This window comes from Nitrospirota bacterium (genome assembly GCA_040754395.1).
Classification (GTDB): domain Bacteria; phylum Nitrospirota; class Thermodesulfovibrionia; order Thermodesulfovibrionales; family SM23-35; genus JBFMCL01.
This window is the reverse complement of record JBFMCL010000001.1, coordinates 154,439-170,808: the sequence shown is the minus strand read 5'-3', so window position 1 is coordinate 170,808 and position 16,370 is coordinate 154,439. Positions and strand designations below refer to the sequence as shown.

Below are 16,370 nucleotides of genomic sequence, written 5' to 3'. Positions count from 1 at the left end.
CGGTCATGTAGCCGGCAGCCAATCGCAGAGAGTGACGAGAGAAGCGTCTGCGGGAGATATTCGTTGCTATGCGGATAAAGATACGTTTATTGTCCATATGCGGTAAGGCCGTTCATGAGTGCGGTTGTCAGTCTGGACCTTGTCGGCTGGTCATAGGTTGCCATTTTTGGCGAAGGGTATTCGACGAGGACGGCGGCTGCACCGATTGAGTTCAGGACGGGAAGCGGCATTTCCCTTCGTATGACCTGTTCCTTGAAATCTGCCGTTATCGCTTTTTCGATGCTGTCGGCCAGGGCTTTGCTCTTTCCTGTGTATTTCTTTTGTCTCAGGGAGAGGCTGTAGGTGTCAAGGACGTCATTTGATTCCTGTTCTTCGAATTTCGGGCTGTAGATCACAAAGCTCCCTGATGATGAAGCATGCAGGCTGATAAAGACATCCGTGTTTTTCTGGTTACCCATCGAGATACGGTCGGCAATTGTTGCATACTGGTCGACCTTCCTGACATACAGCACCCTTTTGCCTTTCTTGGCAAGGGCGGCGCCGAGGTCCTTTGCAAGGCTGAGGTTGATCTCCTTTTCGCTGACCGCACCGGACGTTATCCCGAAATCATAGCCGCCGTGTCCGGCGTCGATCACAAAAACCTTGGGAAGAATCTGGGCTGTCTGTTTTTCCGGCTGCTGCTCAGGTTTCTTTTCATGCTGCTGAGGAGGCAGTTTTTCCGGAGCAGGTTCTTTTTTCTGAATATCGAACACCAGCCGCGAAGGCGACGCAAGCCGGAAGAATTTTATTTCGCTCCTTTCTTTGAGGGAAACCGCAAGGGAACGATCGGACGCGGTGATTTCAAAGGGAAGCGTTTTTTCGGAGGACAGCTGAAAAGGTTCGGGAAAATCTATCTTGATATCCGAAGCGGACGTAGTGATCTTTGCCCTGTTCACAAAGGTTTCATTCGTCTCAAGCACAATCCGCAACAAGCCTTCCTGCAGGCTGAATTTGAGAAGGACATCGTGCTTGGTTTGGGCAGAGAGGGTGAGCGCCATGCATACCATTATGCACAGGAACGCACCTGCCGTCTTTTTTACCCGCACATATCCTCTCTTTCCCCGTCGGAAAAACCGACTTTATGAACAAATTATTGTTATTTGCTTCCTTAGTGTACCGCTAATCGTCAGATTTTTGGAATACTCTGTCAGATCACGCAACGGGATGCCATCAGCATACCCGACTGTAATGGTGGAGGCGGCGGGAATTGAACCCGCGTCCGAAAGCGCTACTCTCAGGCTTCTACATGTGTATCCTTCCTATTGCATCTCAAATCCCGGGCTGCCGGAAGGCGGGCGTCCCGGAATTCCATCCCCTTATGTCTTGCCCCGGAGCCAGGGGAGACTCCCCGGAACCAGCCTGCTGAATGACGCCGTTACCTGAAACACAGACAATTTCAGGGCAGCGGCTGCTTAGTTAATTAAGCAGCGAGTGCCAGTTCGTTGTTGGCGTTTGTGAGTTTTTCCGCCTTTTTACGTGGTGACGGAACCACGACATGCAACCTGATCCTCGCTACCCCCGTCGAGCCCTTTCGCCCCCGGTGTATTGCGAATCGCGCACAGCCCTGAGCATCGGGAGTTCTGCTCCTTGGCCAGGGCTATTTGCCTTTCATCGCCCGCTCGATTTCTCTGCGGGCTTCTCTTTCTTTTATTGTATCACGTTTTTCAAAAAGCCTCTTGCCTTTTGCAAGGCCTACCTCGATTTTTGCAAACGACCCCTTGAAATATATTTTCAGAGGGATGAGTGAATACCCTTTGGCTGCAGCCTTTCCTCCCATCCTGTCGATTTCTTTCCTGTGCAGGAGCAACTTGCGCGTTCTCACAGGGTCATGGTTCATGATATTTCCATGGCTGTAAGGGCTGATGTGACAGTTCAGAAGGAACGCTTCCCCGGCCTTGATTACTACATAACTGTCCTTCAGATTGGCCTTGCCTTCCCGCAGGGATTTCACCTCTGTCCCCAGCAGGGAAATACCTGCCTCTACCGCTTCTTCAATATGGTAATCGTGGTAGGCTTTTCTGTTCTGGCATATGACCTTCACCGTTTCATTTTACCATGTTCTATGCCCTGCCCACACAGTAGTAGCGGAACCCCTTTTCCCTGAGTTTCTGCGGGTCGTAGATGTTTCGCAGATCAATAAAGCAGGGTTCCTTCAGGAGGCGTTGAATTTTATCAAGCTCGAGGTTTCTGAACTGGTTCCATTCAGTCACAATCACGAGCGCATCAGCCCCTTTTGCCGCATCATACGAATCCTTGCAGTACTTCACGCGGGGAAGGATTTTTTCCACCTCTTTCATGCATACTGGGTCATACGCCTTTATCCTAGCTCCCTCCCCGAGAAGTCTGCCGATGATGAACAGCGCAGGTGCGTCGCGTATGTCATCGGTATTCGGCTTGAACGAGAGCCCGAGCATAGCGAGTGTTTTACCCTTCAGCGGACCTGCCGCCTCCATGATCTTTCTGACCATCATCTCCCTCTGGGTTTCATTCGCCTTCACTGCTGAATCCACGATGCCGAGCCAGACATCATGTTCCTTGGCTATCCTCAGAAGGGCATTGGTGTCTTTTGGGAGACAGGAGCCCCCGTACCCGGGGCCCGGGTGAAGGAACTTTGCCCCGATCCGCTGATCGAGCCCCATGCCTTTTGCCACCATATGGACATCTGCGCCGACTTTTTCACAGAGGTTCGCCATTTCGTTGATAAACGAGATCTTTACCGCAAGAAAGGAGTTCGATGCATACTTGATCAGTTCAGCGGTCTCGATAGTGGTCACCACAAATGGGGTCTCGATGAGGTAGAGAGGCTTGTACAGATCTTTCATTATTGCAACAGCCTGGGGGCTCTTTGCCCCTAACACTACCCTATTGGGCCTCATAAAATCCTCAATCGCCGAACCTTCCCTTAGAAACTCCGGGTTTGAAACAATATCACAGTCAATCCGGTCCTTCTGGTTCTTCAGGATAATCTCGCGGATTCGTTCTCCTGTCCCGACAGGAACCGTGCTCTTGGTAACGATTACCTTGTAGCCGTCCATGTGTTTCGCAATTTCCCGCGCAACCTCATCCACATATTTCATATCAGCAGAGCCATCTCCCCGCCGGGGCGTTCCCACCGCGATAAAAATTACCAGGGAGGATTCGACTGCCTTTGCGATTTTTGTCGTGAAGGAGAGTCTTCCCTGAGCGAGATTCCTCTTCACCAGCTCAGCGAGGCCCGGTTCATAGAACGGGATATCGCCTTTCTTGAGCGCACTGATCTTTTTTTCATCCTTGTCCATACAGGTCACGAATAAGCCGAATTCGGCAAAACATGCGCCTGTTACAAGACCTACATACCCTGTGCCGATTATTCCGATATGCATACATCCTCCGTTAAATTGGAATCTGTCATGGTATTTTCTCCGATCGTTACGATTATAGAATGTTATAAATACGGCGGTCAATGAAGGGAATCGGCAGTCAAAGGGTCAGCCCTTATACTTGCCGGAAAATCCGGGAACCCGATGAAAATGCTTCTTGTATAACCTGAAGGCACGCCGGGAAACCCGACCCCAGAGCTCCTTTTCATCTCTCAGAAGAGTCCGCAGGGGCTTCCCGCGGTAAGCTTTCATGAACCTGAACAGATCCCGCCGGGTGAGACCGGCATCCATTCCTGAAAAGTAAAGACCTGCGAGATCCTTGACTATCCATCGTGAAGGGGTGCGATCGCGGATCTGGACCCTGTGCAGGTCAATGAGGTAGATCTTCACACGGTCTTTTTCGGTACCCCCGCCTTTCTGACTGGTACGCGAGCGGGGGTCTCCGGTCAGCTCAAGAAGGAAATGACAGAGGTAAAAGTCGCGGTGATTTACTCCATTCTGATGAAGGACACGTGCAATGTCTGCGACTTTTGCGATTATAGCGCGCTTCAGGCGCAATTCGGGGGGATCGGTCTTCCACCTTCGGGCAAGGTCTTCGAGACTGACGGTGTTTTCGAGTTCCTCGGTGATAAGAAAGGAGTCCTGCCAGGCAGGGGCAATCCCCCGCTCGCCGAATCCGGCCACTTTCATGGTATCAATGCCAAGTTCTTCCATCCTTTTGATGGCATTCAGCTCGTTTCTGGCTCCAAGCACAGGCAGGCGGAGATTCATGATATTCTTGAAGATTTCCTTTAATCCCGTTTTGCGGTGGATCTTCACGAAATACCCCCTTCCGTCTTTCACGATGCGGAGGGTCTTGCGGTTCTTGTGTTCCCGGAATACCCTGCCCTGAAGGTGCAGTATCTGATCAAATACATCGTCCCCCTTGAAATACTCCCGGAAATCTGTGCGGAGATCGATCACTTCAGGTTCCTTTTGAAGCCAGGGCTTCGATAATATCCGCAGCCTTTTCCGGCATGCGGAAAAAATCATTCACTTTTACGTAGTGCATGCCGTTCTGTGCCCATGTCGTGCGTTCAGGGGAGGTGAGCATGTGCAGCAGAAGCCTGTCAAGTACCTTTTGTGCAAAAGGCGACGGTATCAGCAGGCCTCCGCCTGCCTTTTCCACATGGAAGGCATATCCGCAGATGTCGGTTGCAAGCACCGGCAGTCCGGACGCCATTGCTTCAATCAGCACGGTCCCCGTGTTTTCTGAATATGCAGGATGTAGCAGGAGATCGGCACTCACCATAAACCGCGGGACGTCGTCTCGGCCGCCAAGGAAATGCACCTGCCTGTCGACCCGCAGTTTTTGTGCGATCGATGCAAACGGCTGAGCCTTCCCTTTGCCGATTACGAAAAGTCTTGTCCTGCTTCTGAGTGTCTCCGGCAGGCCTGCCAGTGCCTGAAGCGCGCGGTCGAGTCCCTTGGTCCTGAATCCCGAACCGACCATGAGAAGCAATAATTCATCCCTGCCGACACCCAGTTCGGTGCGGACCTTTTCTCTGACCTCACGGGGGTTTCCCGGCAGGACCCTGTCAGCAGAAATGCCCGGCGAGAGATTTTGAAAACGGTTTTCCTGTGTGTGGTAATACCGGATATATTTGTCTTTTTCCTTCTCGGAAATGAGCAGGATATGTGCAGCCGAAGAAGGTGAAAACACCGCCTTTTCCATGGAAAGGTATGTCCGGCAACGGGGCCCCAGCCGATAGAGCAGGCTTTTTTCGGCCATTACTCTGGCTTTGTAACACGGATCAGCCGCATAGTACACATCCAGCCCCTGCATTTTATTGAATCCGATTACCAGGTCATGAGGGTCTTTTCCCAGGTGTTCATTGACCTTTTTTGAGAAGTTCCAGCAGCGCCGGTGATTGGTTATGCCATGTCCTGTTACGCGGGAGACCTGAAATCCTTCGGGAATCCCGCCTTCCCACGACATGGTGAATACCCGGATCGAGTGCCCGCGGACATTGCAGGCCTGCGCGATATGGCTGAAATCGCGCTGAAGCCCTCCGAACGGGAAATACTTAAACAGACAGAATGCCAGTTTCATCGTGAGAGTCGTTCACACATATTTCCGACCTTTTTCTGATAATAAGTTTCCATGTGCATGACAAATTCCCTGACCGGTCTTCCGTTCCTCGTTGTTACCACTTTTTGCTTCCTTTCCTGATCCATTCCCTGCGTGCTTCGTTCCTGATCTGAACCGGGTCGATCTTCTTTCTGATTTCCTGAGGCAGAAAAGACAGGTAAGCGGGAAAGAATTCTGATTCGACCCATGATTCTGCGCCCATTTCGAGGCCGAAACGGCAGAACCGTTTCAGGTCTTTTTTCATGCCCGCAGTGCACGGGGCCGAATACAGCCTCGACTGATCAAGGTCTATGAAAAAAAAGGCATATCCGTTCTCTTTTTCCTGCACAAGGATATTCGGCCACTTGAGGTCGCCGTGCACCGCGCCTTTCAGGTGCCATTCTGCGATCGTCCGGGCGAGGGGCAGCAGCAGTTCCCTGTTGTTCCTGAAAAGCCCTTCCCGGTAGCGTGTGCTGAGCTTTTCCGCATTTTCGACAGCAACTGAAAGATGAAAAGAGACCCTATCGCGCAATAGCGGCTCTGTATACGCAACAGGTTCCGGGACAGGCAGTCCCCGTTGATAAAGTCTTACATTGGTATCCCAAAGGCGCCTTGCCCTGCTCTTGCTGAACGTATGGATCAGAAAATCAAAAAACCCCCGGTCATTGAACCGCTTGATGAGTACATCGGGGGTCAGACCGAGTTCACGGCCTTTCACAATGCCGACCGTGGTCGACACATCATGCTTCCTCAGCATGAATGATTCGCTCCTTTCGACAATCGCATTCAGTTCCGGGTTTTGTACCCTTACGTAATATCGTGGTCCGCTGGACATGCTCTTCTCTGCATTTCTTGTATTGATCAGGGATACATGGTATCCAAAAGACGTTCAGTGTTTTTTTATTATATAATGAGAAGTCAGTTATTTATACTCTGCGGTGCAGAATGGTGCGCATATGCCCGGTCATCCGGTAGCGCTGCGATAGAGCCATGAAAGAGGAAGATTGGTGGAAAGACAGGAACTGACTGAACGGGAATACTGGGACAGTCGCTGGGAAAAGGTCGAACTCCCGGCAGAGGTGACGAGGGACTCCATGAAGTTTGTGACCAGGGATCTCATCGGGCTGTTTGACAAATACCTGCCGAAAGGAAATAGCCTCCGGATTCTGGAAATAGGAGGCGCCCCCGGCAAGTGGCTCGCCTATTTCAAAAAGAATTTTCACTATGATATCGCCGGAATAGACTATTCCCCGACCGGGTGCCGGAAGATGCAGGAGAACTTCGACCTGCTGCAGCTCAGGGCGTCTGTCTTCAATAACAATATCCTGACCGATGACCTTTCAGCGCTTCCCCGTTTTGATATTGTCTACTCATTCGGGTTTGTCGAGCACTTCGATGATCTGGATCTGATCCTTGAAAAACATCTCGAAATGCTCAGGCCGGAAGGCATTCTTATGGTGGGCATGCCGAATTTCCTCGGGATTACGCATCGCATCCTGAAAAGGACGGCCCCGCGGATTCTTTCCACGCACAATCTCCGTGCAATGGATCTGCATACATGGGAACGTCTTGAAAAAAAATATCGCCTGCAGCCGATCTTTAAGGGCTATTTGGGAGGCTTTGATCTGCACAATTGCCGGAGATGTGAAAGAAGAACCCTGCTGAACAGGATAATCAGGGTATTTTTCAAGATCCTGACCCGTGTGACCGGCCGGATGAGCTTCCTGAGAAGATTCCCTTCACAATACTGGAGTCCGTATCTGCTGGTAATGTACAGGAAGAAGTAACGTTTTTCACTCGAATGTGCCAGCAATGAATGCAGAAGAATGGAGTTATTTTGTTTTAAGGCTTCGTCTGACTTCGAAAGAAAGCTCCAGCAAGCCTTCTCCGCCGCTGCCGTCAGCAACCGCCACAATGTACGGGATAGTCCCGCTGTAGTCCGGGGTAATCTTCCACCGTACCAGACCGGTCGCAGGATCAATGGTCATTCCTGCCGGTGCGGATTTAAGAGAATACGTAAGCGGATCACCGTCGGGGTCCGTTGCCTTCACCTGGTAGGTGTATTCCCTGCCATTGAATGCATGGGTGTCTGCGGATGCCTTTATCGCGGGAGGTGAATTGGCGATGGTTACAAGGACTGAGGCATGGTTCCCCTTTCTTTTTCCGTCATCCGGGACAACAGTCAGGGTTATCTTGTCTCCCCGCCTGAAGCCCCCGGACAGGGTGTCGGATGTCTCAGGGAGAAGTTCACCGTTCCTGTACCAATAATAGGCAAGGGTGATGTTGTCCCCCTCCTTGTCGTATACGCCGATTAGGGCTTTAATGGGGTCTTTCAGGGTTGGTGTTCCCGGTGTGACCTTAATGGAAGTCACCTGCGGAGGGGTATCGGCCATTACTTCAGGAGGAATTGCCGGGGATTCGCCGGAAGGTCTTCCGGAAGGAGCAGGCAAAGGAACAGATTCCTGCTGCCCTGGCCCGGGTGAAACGGGAAGCGCTGCCTGTTTTTCCTCCTTCCCCCGGCATCCCCAGCACAGCATTGCGGTGCAGAGCAGCATTAGAGCTACCGGAGCAAGGTATTTTATCTGTCTCCTAATATGCATAAAGGACCGACAGGCGCGATCTTTCTCTCACGTTCAACGGGTTTGCATCCTGTGAATTGATTTCTACCCGGTACAGGTATGGCGTCGGGATCCCTTCCAGTGAACCGCACTGATAGCCTACGCCTGTTCCGCAGGAAAGCTGCTCTCCGCTAAGATCAGTTGCGCCAATGGTAGTGTCCACGATTTTTGTGGTGACCCGGTAGTTTGTGCCAAAACCGGTGAGGTCGAACTGCATGTCAGGGCTTGCGGTCGGGTCCATGTTCGCACCGTCTGCGTTACACGGGGCCGGCCCCTGTCCCCAGTTGTAGATAGCCCCGGAATAGGGCGGCATGCAGAGTTTCCTGCACAGGCAGGTGTTCGGGGACGGATCAGGATAGAGATCATCAAGCGGATTCGCATCAAACCCGCATACACACTGGGGAGAGAGGTTTATCCCCAGCCCGCCGATTACCAGATTGCCCCGGTTGTTGATGAGCGCGGTGGTAATCTCGGAAGCCCCGTGTCCGGCATCAAGGGCGGTGGTATATCTCTTTGAATATCCCGAATACTTCGTTCCCTGAATCACGAGATATATCATGGTGGACACCACCGCAAGCGCGATCAGCGCAAGCACAAGCACCATCACGAGTGCGATGCCCTTTTCAGACCGTAGGATGTGCATGCCGGAAAGATGTTCGGTCGAGTGTCTTTTCTTTTTTGTTCTGTGCGCTATGTTGTTTGTATATTTCATGGTCGCTCTCACCTCATCAGATTCCGCGGCTGTATCACTAAGGAAAATACTTTCCACCGGAAATTTTGCCACCCGGTTCCTATGGATGTAGCAAGATTAAAATTTCTGCCCAACCCGAACTCTCCGACAGTGATCGAGTTCGGCGCAACCGGAGGGGCAAAGGTATACGTCCAGTCCCTCTGGCCCTCATGGGCAAGGATAAACGCCCTTACCTCCTTTACCCGGGTTCTTGTCTGCTGGGCATCGTACCCGAGACCCGGAAGGTCGTTTGTATAAAAATCTGTGCTGCCGGCAGCGCCCGGTTCACAGTCTCCGTCATTGTCGTTGTCAATGCAGTACACGAACTGCATGTCTGCGACACAGTCAAGGAGGGGCCATTCATCATACACCCCGTCTGCCTGCCGCAGCACTGCCTTCACAAGGACACCGGTGTTGGGCGCACACCTCTGGGGAGCGTTTCCCGTCCTGATAAAATAATCAGCCCTGTTGAACGGCATTCTCAGGGGGGTGTTGTCCGGGTCGGTAACCCCGTATACCAGGTTCACGGCCCCTGTTGTTCCTGCTGCAAATGCCGCAGGGAATGCTGCCTGGTTAAACCTCGTGAAAAAAGTCGCTCCGTCGTTCACGAGAATTCTCTGGCGGGTTTCACCGAGGCTCGGTATCATCACAATCACCCTGTCGTTTGCATTCAAATCCTCGATTGCAGAACCCCAGACCCGTACCCTCCGTGAACCGTCGGGCATGGTAAGGACATCAGTCCACTTTGTTGCCGCGTTGAATGGAGCAACGTTTGTTGCCTTGATCACCAGATAATCGGACCTGTTCACAATGCCGGCAATGGCGATGTCATTTCCGCTCAGGATCGCCCTTGGCGGCGCGGTTGTCCCTCCGGCGGTAGGCTCATTGTACGTACTGCCGGGAGCGTTTGCTGCTTCCTGGTAGGTAACCCCTGTTTGTATTTCCCAGGGAATACCAAAGCCCGCGTGTTCAATGTCCCGGCGCAGAATGCCGAGCCCGACGAGTCCCTCGATTTGGGTCTCTGCGATCTTGCTCTGCTGCTTGAACTGGGTGAGCAGCGGGACAAATATGCCTGCCACCGCAGCGATGGTAAGCACAAATACTGCCATGGTGATCAGGAGTTCGACCATCGTGAATCCGGATTGTCTGTTTTTCATCGTCTCCTCACTGATGCGATACTGAAATCAAATTCCCTGCCGGTAGGATGGTCCTGGCTGACCGGAGGTGCAGCGGTTTCCAGTCTGTGGTCCCATCCTACTGTTATCCGTATCCTGTTGGTATCCGCATCGAGCGCATCGATGCGTGCACAGGTGGTAAACTGCTTGTTCTTTATATTTCTGAAGTCTTTTGTATCTGTCTGGCAACCTGTGCCTGCCAGTGCGGTGAGTGCGTCAAACGACATGGTCTTCAGCTCGCTCATCCGCTCTGTCGCGATGGCCACCGCTTCGTCGCGATAAATATTTCGGAGGTTATTGTCGATGCTCAGCAACGCGGTCTGGACCAGCCCCACAAAGACGAGAAGGAGCACCACCAGCGCGAGCATGACCTCAATGAGGGTAACGCCCCTGTTATTTAGATACACATACACCTCCTGTCATCAGCCCTGTCCGAATCCTTGACTGGTGTACAAGGACGCAGTCATAGTCCGGATGTGTTCCGGAAGGAAGGGTGAGGGGGATGGTAATTTCTGCTGCAGACGTCGTAAGTCCCCTCGTATTAAACGGTATTGTCCCAGTCCATCCCAGCGTATACTCTACGTTCTTCGGTTTGACGTTCAGGGTGCCGGGGTCCCGGAATTCGGGAAGCGGAATATCGCCTGCACCCGGGTCCGCTGCAGTGTTGTCGTTCGTATCTGCATAGACCGCATAGTTGCCGGCATTCAGCACGACAAAATGCATCCTGTTCTGTGTGATCGCCCTGGTCCGGGCATCCATAAGGTCAGAGTAGAGCTGTCTCGTCTGGCTTTCGATTTTATAGTTCCCTATCCACCCCTCGTAGGAAAATCCGAGGGCAACGACCAGCACACTGATGATGCTTACAATCACCATCAGTTCCACCAGTGTGACACCGCGTTGATTATACTCTGCGCGCAGCACGCTCATCTCTCCCGTATATGCAGCACCCTGTTGACAGGCTTCGGCGGCACAGGAATCACCGGCTCTGATGAAGCTTCACCGATAATCGCGGTGGATCTTCTTCCTTCGCCAGTGGTTGAATCCACCTTCTCGGTGAATATCTCGCTGAGTTTCTTCTCCTCAATGCTGCCTGTTGAAACCTGCATCAGCGCGGTTCCTTTCAGCAGCCCCCTGTTTACCGAACCTCCTGTGTCATATTTCAGGCCCCAGAGGTGTGAGACGCCGCCGAACTCGCAGACATCTGCGGACGGCTTAATGGTAGTGAAGAAGACCGCACCGGTTGGGGAGACGACAGGCGGGGTTACCACGCGCTCTGCCCTGAACAGGACACTCGCATCGTTGCATGCAACCAAAGCACCCGATGCGTTTGTGCAGAGGTCGAGGTTGATCTTCCAGTTGCCTGCGGAAGCTGAAGAGGATGCGGTTGCATCGGTTATCCAGGCAGGCGTGTCAGTGCAGTTCGGATCGAGTTTCAGCGGATACGACGGGCTGTTGAAACAGGGATCTTTTATCCCGTACATTGTCCTCAGGCTGTCAGAGTCATCAATCACCGAAGCGATCTTGAAGAAGTACCTTCCGGTGCCAAAATACAGCCATATGTTTTCATTCCCGGCCTTGTAATTCTGCAGTTTGGCGACAGGCGCGGTGACCGGCCCGATATTCTCCATAACCTTATTCCATGTCCACTGGGTCGGATCTGCATTTTCCTTTGTGACGAGACGTATGACGCCTCCCTTTGTCCATTTGGTGTTGGCCGTGAGCGGATTCTCTTCGGCCTGTGTGTAGCCGAAATACATGGCGTCATCCTGGTAGTATCCTGTTCCGCCGGGATTGTTCTGGTCAAGGTCTATCGGCGCGCCGACCATCGAACCGGAAAATGCATTCTGAATCCCTGTATTGACTACCCAGAAATTCCCGCCTGTAGGACCGTTTTTTAGGTCTACAATGAAGAGTTTCAGCGGCTGGTCCGAGTAGCCCTTAAACTGGTGTGCAGTCGTGTCGATCGGGCCTGTCGGGCCGGAGCCGAATACCGCAAACCATCTGCCGTTCTTGTCCTTTTCCCCGACCCTCAGGATCGCAGGCCCTGAAGTGGCGAACCCGAGTCCGCCCGTTGCCTTCTCTGCAGCGGTCAGGTTCGCATTCGAGAACTCCCAGAGCACCTGCGGATTATTCGGGTCTGTGATATCGAGGGCAAAGTACGAGGAATACCCCAGGCCGGCTGCAGGCGTCTGCACCCCGTACGTTGATGCCGCGTCCTTGCATGCGCCTCCGAAGCGCATGCCGCCGACCAGCACGGTCCGCCAGCTGCTCGCGGTCTTCACGTCACCGGGGTTCCCGCCGATGCTGACATCGAAGACTGCGGGAACCGCATCGACATAATACAGATGACAGTAATTGGGATCTGCCAGATGCTTCAGGTACGGCAGGGCATTCTGGGGAATGTACGCCCAGGCCTCCTGCCCGATATTCGCACCGGTCAGGGTTGCCTTCGTGAACTTGTCGTCAGAAAGCTCAATAGACCCGAGCTTGAAGGCATGGAGCATGCCGTCGTTTCCGCCGACAAAGACCATCCCCCTTCCCTTATAGGCGCTGGTCGTGATGAAATGGTTGTTGTTGACCGGGTCGTTCAGCTTCGGGTTCTGCCCCAAAGGCCCATAAGTGCTGTCGTTGTAGAGGAGATGATAGACGTTCAGCGGTATCCATGAAGACACCTTGGGCGTTGAGCTGATGATGTCCCCGAGCTTCCATGTGCGGGTGGTACCGCTGATGGTAACAGTCCTGTTCCTGTAGGTCGGGGTGAAGCCGGCGATCGCAGGATTGAAGGGCGTGTCTTCGCCGCGTACGTACCGCATGATCGCATTTGCCTCATTCACATCAGCAGCCTGAAGAAGCGAGATCAGCGGCGAGCCCGCAGCAACGGGAGTCGTGGTATTCGGGATCTGCACCCTGCCTGTTCCATCAAAGGTATAGAGTGTTCTTGTTACGGGGTCACGGTCCCAGAGCAGCCTGCCTGCTTCCCAGATATACTTTATCCTGTTTGCAGGATCGATCGTCTCATCGAGGTATTTTATCTGGACCGGTGTCGCACTGTCAGGTATGCCGTTGCCGTCCGCGTCAGCAAAGAGCTTCACCTTCGTTTGGTTATCGGTGTCGAAGAAGAAGCTCATGATATAATCGGTCCTCAGGTCGAGGATATTGGTGGTTGCTGAGTCCTCGCGAATGGAGCTGTAGTTCAGCAGGGGATCGATATAATACCAGTAGTTCTGGAGTGCGCCGGTCCATTCTATCTCTGTTGTGCCGAATAAACGCTTGGGATAAAAGACCGCCTGCAGGAGGTTTGCGCCGCTCCCCTCGCCCGATGCAAGCACCGATGCAGCGGTTCCGGATGCGGCCTTCGCAGAGATGGTCAGAAAGGCCTGCCGGAGCGCGTTCTTCAGCTGGTCCGGGGTTTCAGCCCTTTGATAGCATCCCGCGGCAGTCCCGCAGCCGTTTTCTGCGGTCTCCCTCAACAGGGTGTCAGGATTGCATTCGCCGGGATCGGTACTCGGGACTCCGTTGAACACCACAAAGGTAGTGATTGTCTTGCTGTTCAGTTCCGGATCTGATGCTGCCGGTGTTTCGGTGAAGTTCTTGATATTTCTATTCTTTGCGAGCCACGCGAGATCGTCAAGGTTTCTGCTTCCGGCAAACTTGGGACAGGTTGCGGAAGCCGACGTGTCGATCTGGCCGTCACCCTCGTTATACATAGAAACAAGACTGGTGACGTCCGGATGCAGGTCTGCCGTGGACATGCCGTCGGTTATGAGGAGGATATTGTTCTTCTGACACTTGTATTGCACAGGCTTCTTGTAGGCAGCATTCTCTGCTTCCGTAATGAAATCGGTAGCGTTCAGCCGCCTGTCCGTTCTCTGGGCAAAGTAGCCGATCGCATTGTAAAACCCTTCGGAAAAAGGCGTCCACGTGCTGGCAAAGATATTGCCGATCGCATTGATCAGACCGGAACTGTGGCTGCCGACGGAAAATACGCAGCTTTCCCCTACAGGACACTGGGAATCAAACGCACATGTCGTTGAACTGGTAACCGAACATCTGCCCAAAATATACCCTTCCTTATTGCCGCTGTCAAGGATATAGCCGCCGTCCAGGTTGTTTGCGACGACACAGGTGTCACCAATGGGGCAGTCTGCGTCTACCATACAGACAGAGAGGGCGGTTGCGCATTTTTTCGAACAGGGGATATTTGCGGGACATTCGGTATATGAACCAAAAGCGTCAAAGGTCATGGCCCCGAAGTGGATGAGGTTCTGGAAGTCCTGCATCAACCCTTTCGGGACTGTCGCGGTGTTCAGTTTTACGGTAAGCACGTCAATGGGGTTCCCGAGCTGCGCGCCGATCCCCATATCGCCGATAATTGCCGGCAGGTTGTCAAAGTTCTCCGTCGTGGACGGGTCGTCGGTCGGGTCGATGACCGGCGGCACCTGTGCGCCTGCGCAGAATGCCTCGAATTTCGCCTTCACGCATGCTTCCGGTGTTGCATACTCCCTGGCATACCAGTTGGTGGTCTGCCAGTTATCGGTAGAACCGGCGCAATACCCGACAAACCCGAGGCCGCATACCAGTATCGGACTCCCCTGCCGTATTGCTGCCGGGCCGTTGATACATGTGCCGCCCGGGCAGTCAGCAGCGACCACACATGTTTTTGCGTCTCTCGCACCTCCGTTACAGGTATAGAGCTCCTTGTATATCTGGTTGCATCCCTGCGGGTTGGTCATCATTGTCCACCAGTTGTTTCCAACAAGGGAGCCGGTGTTCCAGTATTGATAGCACTCGTGTATGCTCTGGCCGAAGGTGGATTTGATCTGCTGCGTGACCGGCTTCTGGCAGTATCCTTTATAGCCTATCGCGCAGTCTGTGTTGACAAGGCATGCGGCGCCGATGTTGCCTGCAGTGCAGGTGCCTGAACCCGAATTGCAGTCCGTGTTGACCGCGCATGCGGTTCCCACCTTCGCAGCAGGAGCCGAGCAGGCTTTCGTATTGCAGTCAGAGTTTGCAATGCACAGGTTTCCCACAAGGCCTGCCGAGCATGTTTTCACGTCACAGTCTGCGTTCGCGCTGCACGTGCTTCCGACTTTTCCGGTCGTGCACGATTTGAATTTGCAGTCGTTGTTGTTATTGCATGTCGCTCCGTCCTTGCCGCCGCCGTTGCATCTCTTGGAGCAGACCCCGCTGTTGCACTGATTATTGTTATTGCATGCTGCGCCGGCGTTGCTTCCGCCAATGCAGTATTTGCTTCCCGAACAGGTTCCGTCATTGGAGGTGCATGTCCCGGTAGTGGAGACAGTACATATGCCGTTGCTTGCGGCTGTGCACACACCGTCGTTTACTATCGCGCAGGTGCCCGGAGTCCCGGCGCAATCCGTGTCGCTCGTACAGCTCGTGAACATATCGAGAGAGCAGTATTTCCCCTTGGAATCATAATTCAGGCAAAGCTCGATATCGTTGGTTATGGTATTTTTGTTCTCCTGATTGATGATATCTGTCACTGCCTTCTGGCAGTTGCTCTCGGTGTAGTCTCCCGCATATATTTCTATATATGTCTGGCCGCCGGGTGAGACTAATGTCTCACTGTAGGGATGGTCCGGGCCTTTTATCGCAAAGGTCACCCCCAGCCCGGTGTTGGCGCCTCCCTCCACATACGACTGGTTCACAATCGGCTCTTTAATGAACTTCCTCCCGACACATCCCCTTCCTTCGGAAATCAGGTTATTGGTAGCGGTATCGTATTTGCCGCCTGTCAGTATGTGCTTCTGGATATCGAACTTGGATGAGGTGAGCCAGTTCAGATAATTCCCTTCCGCAACGAATTTTGTGAGGGTTTTCGGCGTGCTGGTATTGGTAAGGTTGGTGCCGTTTATACAGAGTGTGCCAGGGATATAGACGTTGCAGCTTGCCCATGTCGGTTCGGAAACCTTGTAGAAGTAGTCATTGGTAAAATCATATTCATAATATACATACCAGGCAGGATTTGTAGGATTGGGGGGAGCTACGGTATCCTGGAAATATCCCGTATAGTGGTTTGCGAATTTATACGTTTTGTCGTAGCAGTAAAAGGGTTTTCGGGTGGCAGTGCCCAGATCGATGTACGTGAGGTCGAACATGCTGCCTGAATTGTCGATCATGAGGAGAAGGTTGGGTTTCACCCCTGCGATGACAAAAGGAGGCACGATACAGTAATCGTTCATGGCCGCGTCAGCGGGGGGCAGTATGGAAAGGGGTATGCAAACGAAACATAACAGACACAGAAATGCTTTGCTTCCAGTCTTCATAAGGCACCTCGTGGAGATTCATTGTTCAAAAACGGTGTATTTTTTTTCATGC

Annotated in this window: 13 protein-coding genes and 1 other RNA gene; 1 reads left to right on the top strand and 13 read right to left on the bottom strand. The window is 52.8% G+C overall.

Annotated elements, in window-relative coordinates; genetic code table 11:
• Window positions 1-86: 86 nt before the first annotated feature.
• The 7 genes from AB1552_00805 to AB1552_00775 all read right to left on the bottom strand — a co-directional run bounded on the left by AB1552_00805 (window position 87) and on the right by AB1552_00775 (window position 6,343).
• On the bottom strand, window positions 87-1,085 hold the full coding sequence (locus tag AB1552_00805; protein ID MEW6052314.1) for an N-acetylmuramoyl-L-alanine amidase: 999 nt from the start codon (window positions 1,083-1,085) through the stop codon (window positions 87-89).
• Window positions 1,086-1,228: 143 nt separating this feature from the next.
• Window positions 1,229-1,578: a transfer-messenger RNA gene (gene ssrA, locus AB1552_00800) on the bottom strand.
• 58 nt (window positions 1,579-1,636) lie between these two features.
• The gene (gene smpB / locus AB1552_00795; GenBank protein ID MEW6052313.1) at window positions 1,637-2,080 is read right to left on the bottom strand and encodes an SsrA-binding protein SmpB; all 444 of its coding nucleotides are present in this window, start codon (window positions 2,078-2,080) and stop codon (window positions 1,637-1,639) included.
• Window positions 2,081-2,099: 19 nt separating this feature from the next.
• Window positions 2,100-3,401 (bottom strand): UDP-glucose/GDP-mannose dehydrogenase family protein, encoded by a 1,302-nt coding sequence (locus tag AB1552_00790; protein MEW6052312.1) that lies wholly within the window; start codon window positions 3,399-3,401, stop codon window positions 2,100-2,102.
• Between the two features lie 105 nt (window positions 3,402-3,506).
• Window positions 3,507-4,361 (bottom strand): lipopolysaccharide core heptose(I) kinase RfaP, encoded by an 855-nt coding sequence (gene rfaP / locus AB1552_00785; protein MEW6052311.1) that lies wholly within the window; start codon window positions 4,359-4,361, stop codon window positions 3,507-3,509.
• 1 nt (window position 4,362) lies between these two features.
• Window positions 4,363-5,490 carry a glycosyltransferase family 4 protein gene (locus tag AB1552_00780; GenBank protein MEW6052310.1) on the bottom strand — a complete coding sequence of 376 codons (1,128 nt, stop codon included), beginning with the start codon at window positions 5,488-5,490 and terminating at the stop codon, window positions 4,363-4,365.
• 94 nt (window positions 5,491-5,584) lie between these two features.
• Window positions 5,585-6,343: a lipopolysaccharide kinase InaA family protein gene (locus AB1552_00775; protein ID MEW6052309.1), complete on the bottom strand. Its 759-nt coding sequence runs from the start codon at window positions 6,341-6,343 to the stop codon at window positions 5,585-5,587.
• A gap of 172 nt (window positions 6,344-6,515) precedes the next feature.
• On the opposite strand from AB1552_00775, the gene AB1552_00770 reads away from it, so the two are divergent.
• Entirely contained in the window at window positions 6,516-7,295 is a 780-nt protein-coding gene (locus tag AB1552_00770; protein MEW6052308.1) for a class I SAM-dependent methyltransferase, read from the top strand.
• Between the two features lie 45 nt (window positions 7,296-7,340).
• Here the strand turns inward: AB1552_00770 and AB1552_00765 are convergent, their stop codons facing one another.
• From AB1552_00765 to AB1552_00740, 6 genes are read right to left on the bottom strand one after another with little or no spacing between them, the layout of a single operon-like run.
• Entirely contained in the window at window positions 7,341-8,063 is a 723-nt protein-coding gene (locus AB1552_00765) for an Ig-like domain-containing protein (protein ID MEW6052307.1), read from the bottom strand.
• A 34-nt stretch (window positions 8,064-8,097) separates the two neighbouring features.
• Window positions 8,098-8,838, bottom strand: a complete 741-nt coding sequence (locus AB1552_00760) for a hypothetical protein (GenBank protein MEW6052306.1) — start codon at window positions 8,836-8,838, stop codon at window positions 8,098-8,100.
• An 8-nt stretch (window positions 8,839-8,846) separates the two neighbouring features.
• Complete coding sequence (locus AB1552_00755; GenBank protein MEW6052305.1) at window positions 8,847-10,013, bottom strand: prepilin-type N-terminal cleavage/methylation domain-containing protein; 1,167 nt, start codon at window positions 10,011-10,013, stop codon at window positions 8,847-8,849.
• Window positions 10,010-10,438, bottom strand: a complete 429-nt coding sequence (locus AB1552_00750) for a prepilin-type N-terminal cleavage/methylation domain-containing protein (protein MEW6052304.1) — start codon at window positions 10,436-10,438, stop codon at window positions 10,010-10,012. The genes AB1552_00755 and AB1552_00750 overlap by 4 nt, the downstream gene beginning before the upstream one ends.
• Window positions 10,425-10,952 (bottom strand): GspH/FimT family pseudopilin, encoded by a 528-nt coding sequence (locus tag AB1552_00745; protein ID MEW6052303.1) that lies wholly within the window; start codon window positions 10,950-10,952, stop codon window positions 10,425-10,427. Before AB1552_00745 ends, AB1552_00750 begins: the two co-directional genes overlap by 14 nt.
• Window positions 10,953-10,954: 2 nt before the next feature.
• Window positions 10,955-16,234, bottom strand: a complete 5,280-nt coding sequence (locus AB1552_00740) for a hypothetical protein (GenBank protein ID MEW6052302.1) — start codon at window positions 16,232-16,234, stop codon at window positions 10,955-10,957.
• Window positions 16,235-16,370 lie beyond the last annotated feature (136 nt).

What these genes read in the sequence shown, in the direction of transcription:
- AB1552_00790 (MEW6052312.1), bottom strand. Translation starts at nt 3,401, where the DNA reads ATGCATATCGGAATAATCGGCACAGGGTATGTAGGTCTTGTAACAGGC.
- AB1552_00780 (MEW6052310.1), bottom strand. Translation starts at nt 5,490, where the DNA reads ATGAAACTGGCATTCTGTCTGTTTAAGTATTTCCCGTTCGGAGGGCTT.
- AB1552_00775 (MEW6052309.1), bottom strand. Translation starts at nt 6,343, where the DNA reads ATGTCCAGCGGACCACGATATTACGTAAGGGTACAAAACCCGGAACTG.
- AB1552_00765 (MEW6052307.1), bottom strand. Translation starts at nt 8,063, where the DNA reads ATGCTGCTCTGCACCGCAATGCTGTGCTGGGGATGCCGGGGGAAGGAG.
- AB1552_00760 (MEW6052306.1), bottom strand. Translation starts at nt 8,838, where the DNA reads ATGAAATATACAAACAACATAGCGCACAGAACAAAAAAGAAAAGACAC.
- AB1552_00755 (MEW6052305.1), bottom strand. Translation starts at nt 10,013, where the DNA reads ATGAAAAACAGACAATCCGGATTCACGATGGTCGAACTCCTGATCACC.
- AB1552_00740 (MEW6052302.1), bottom strand. Translation starts at nt 16,234, where the DNA reads ATGAACGATTACTGTATCGTGCCTCCTTTTGTCATCGCAGGGGTGAAA.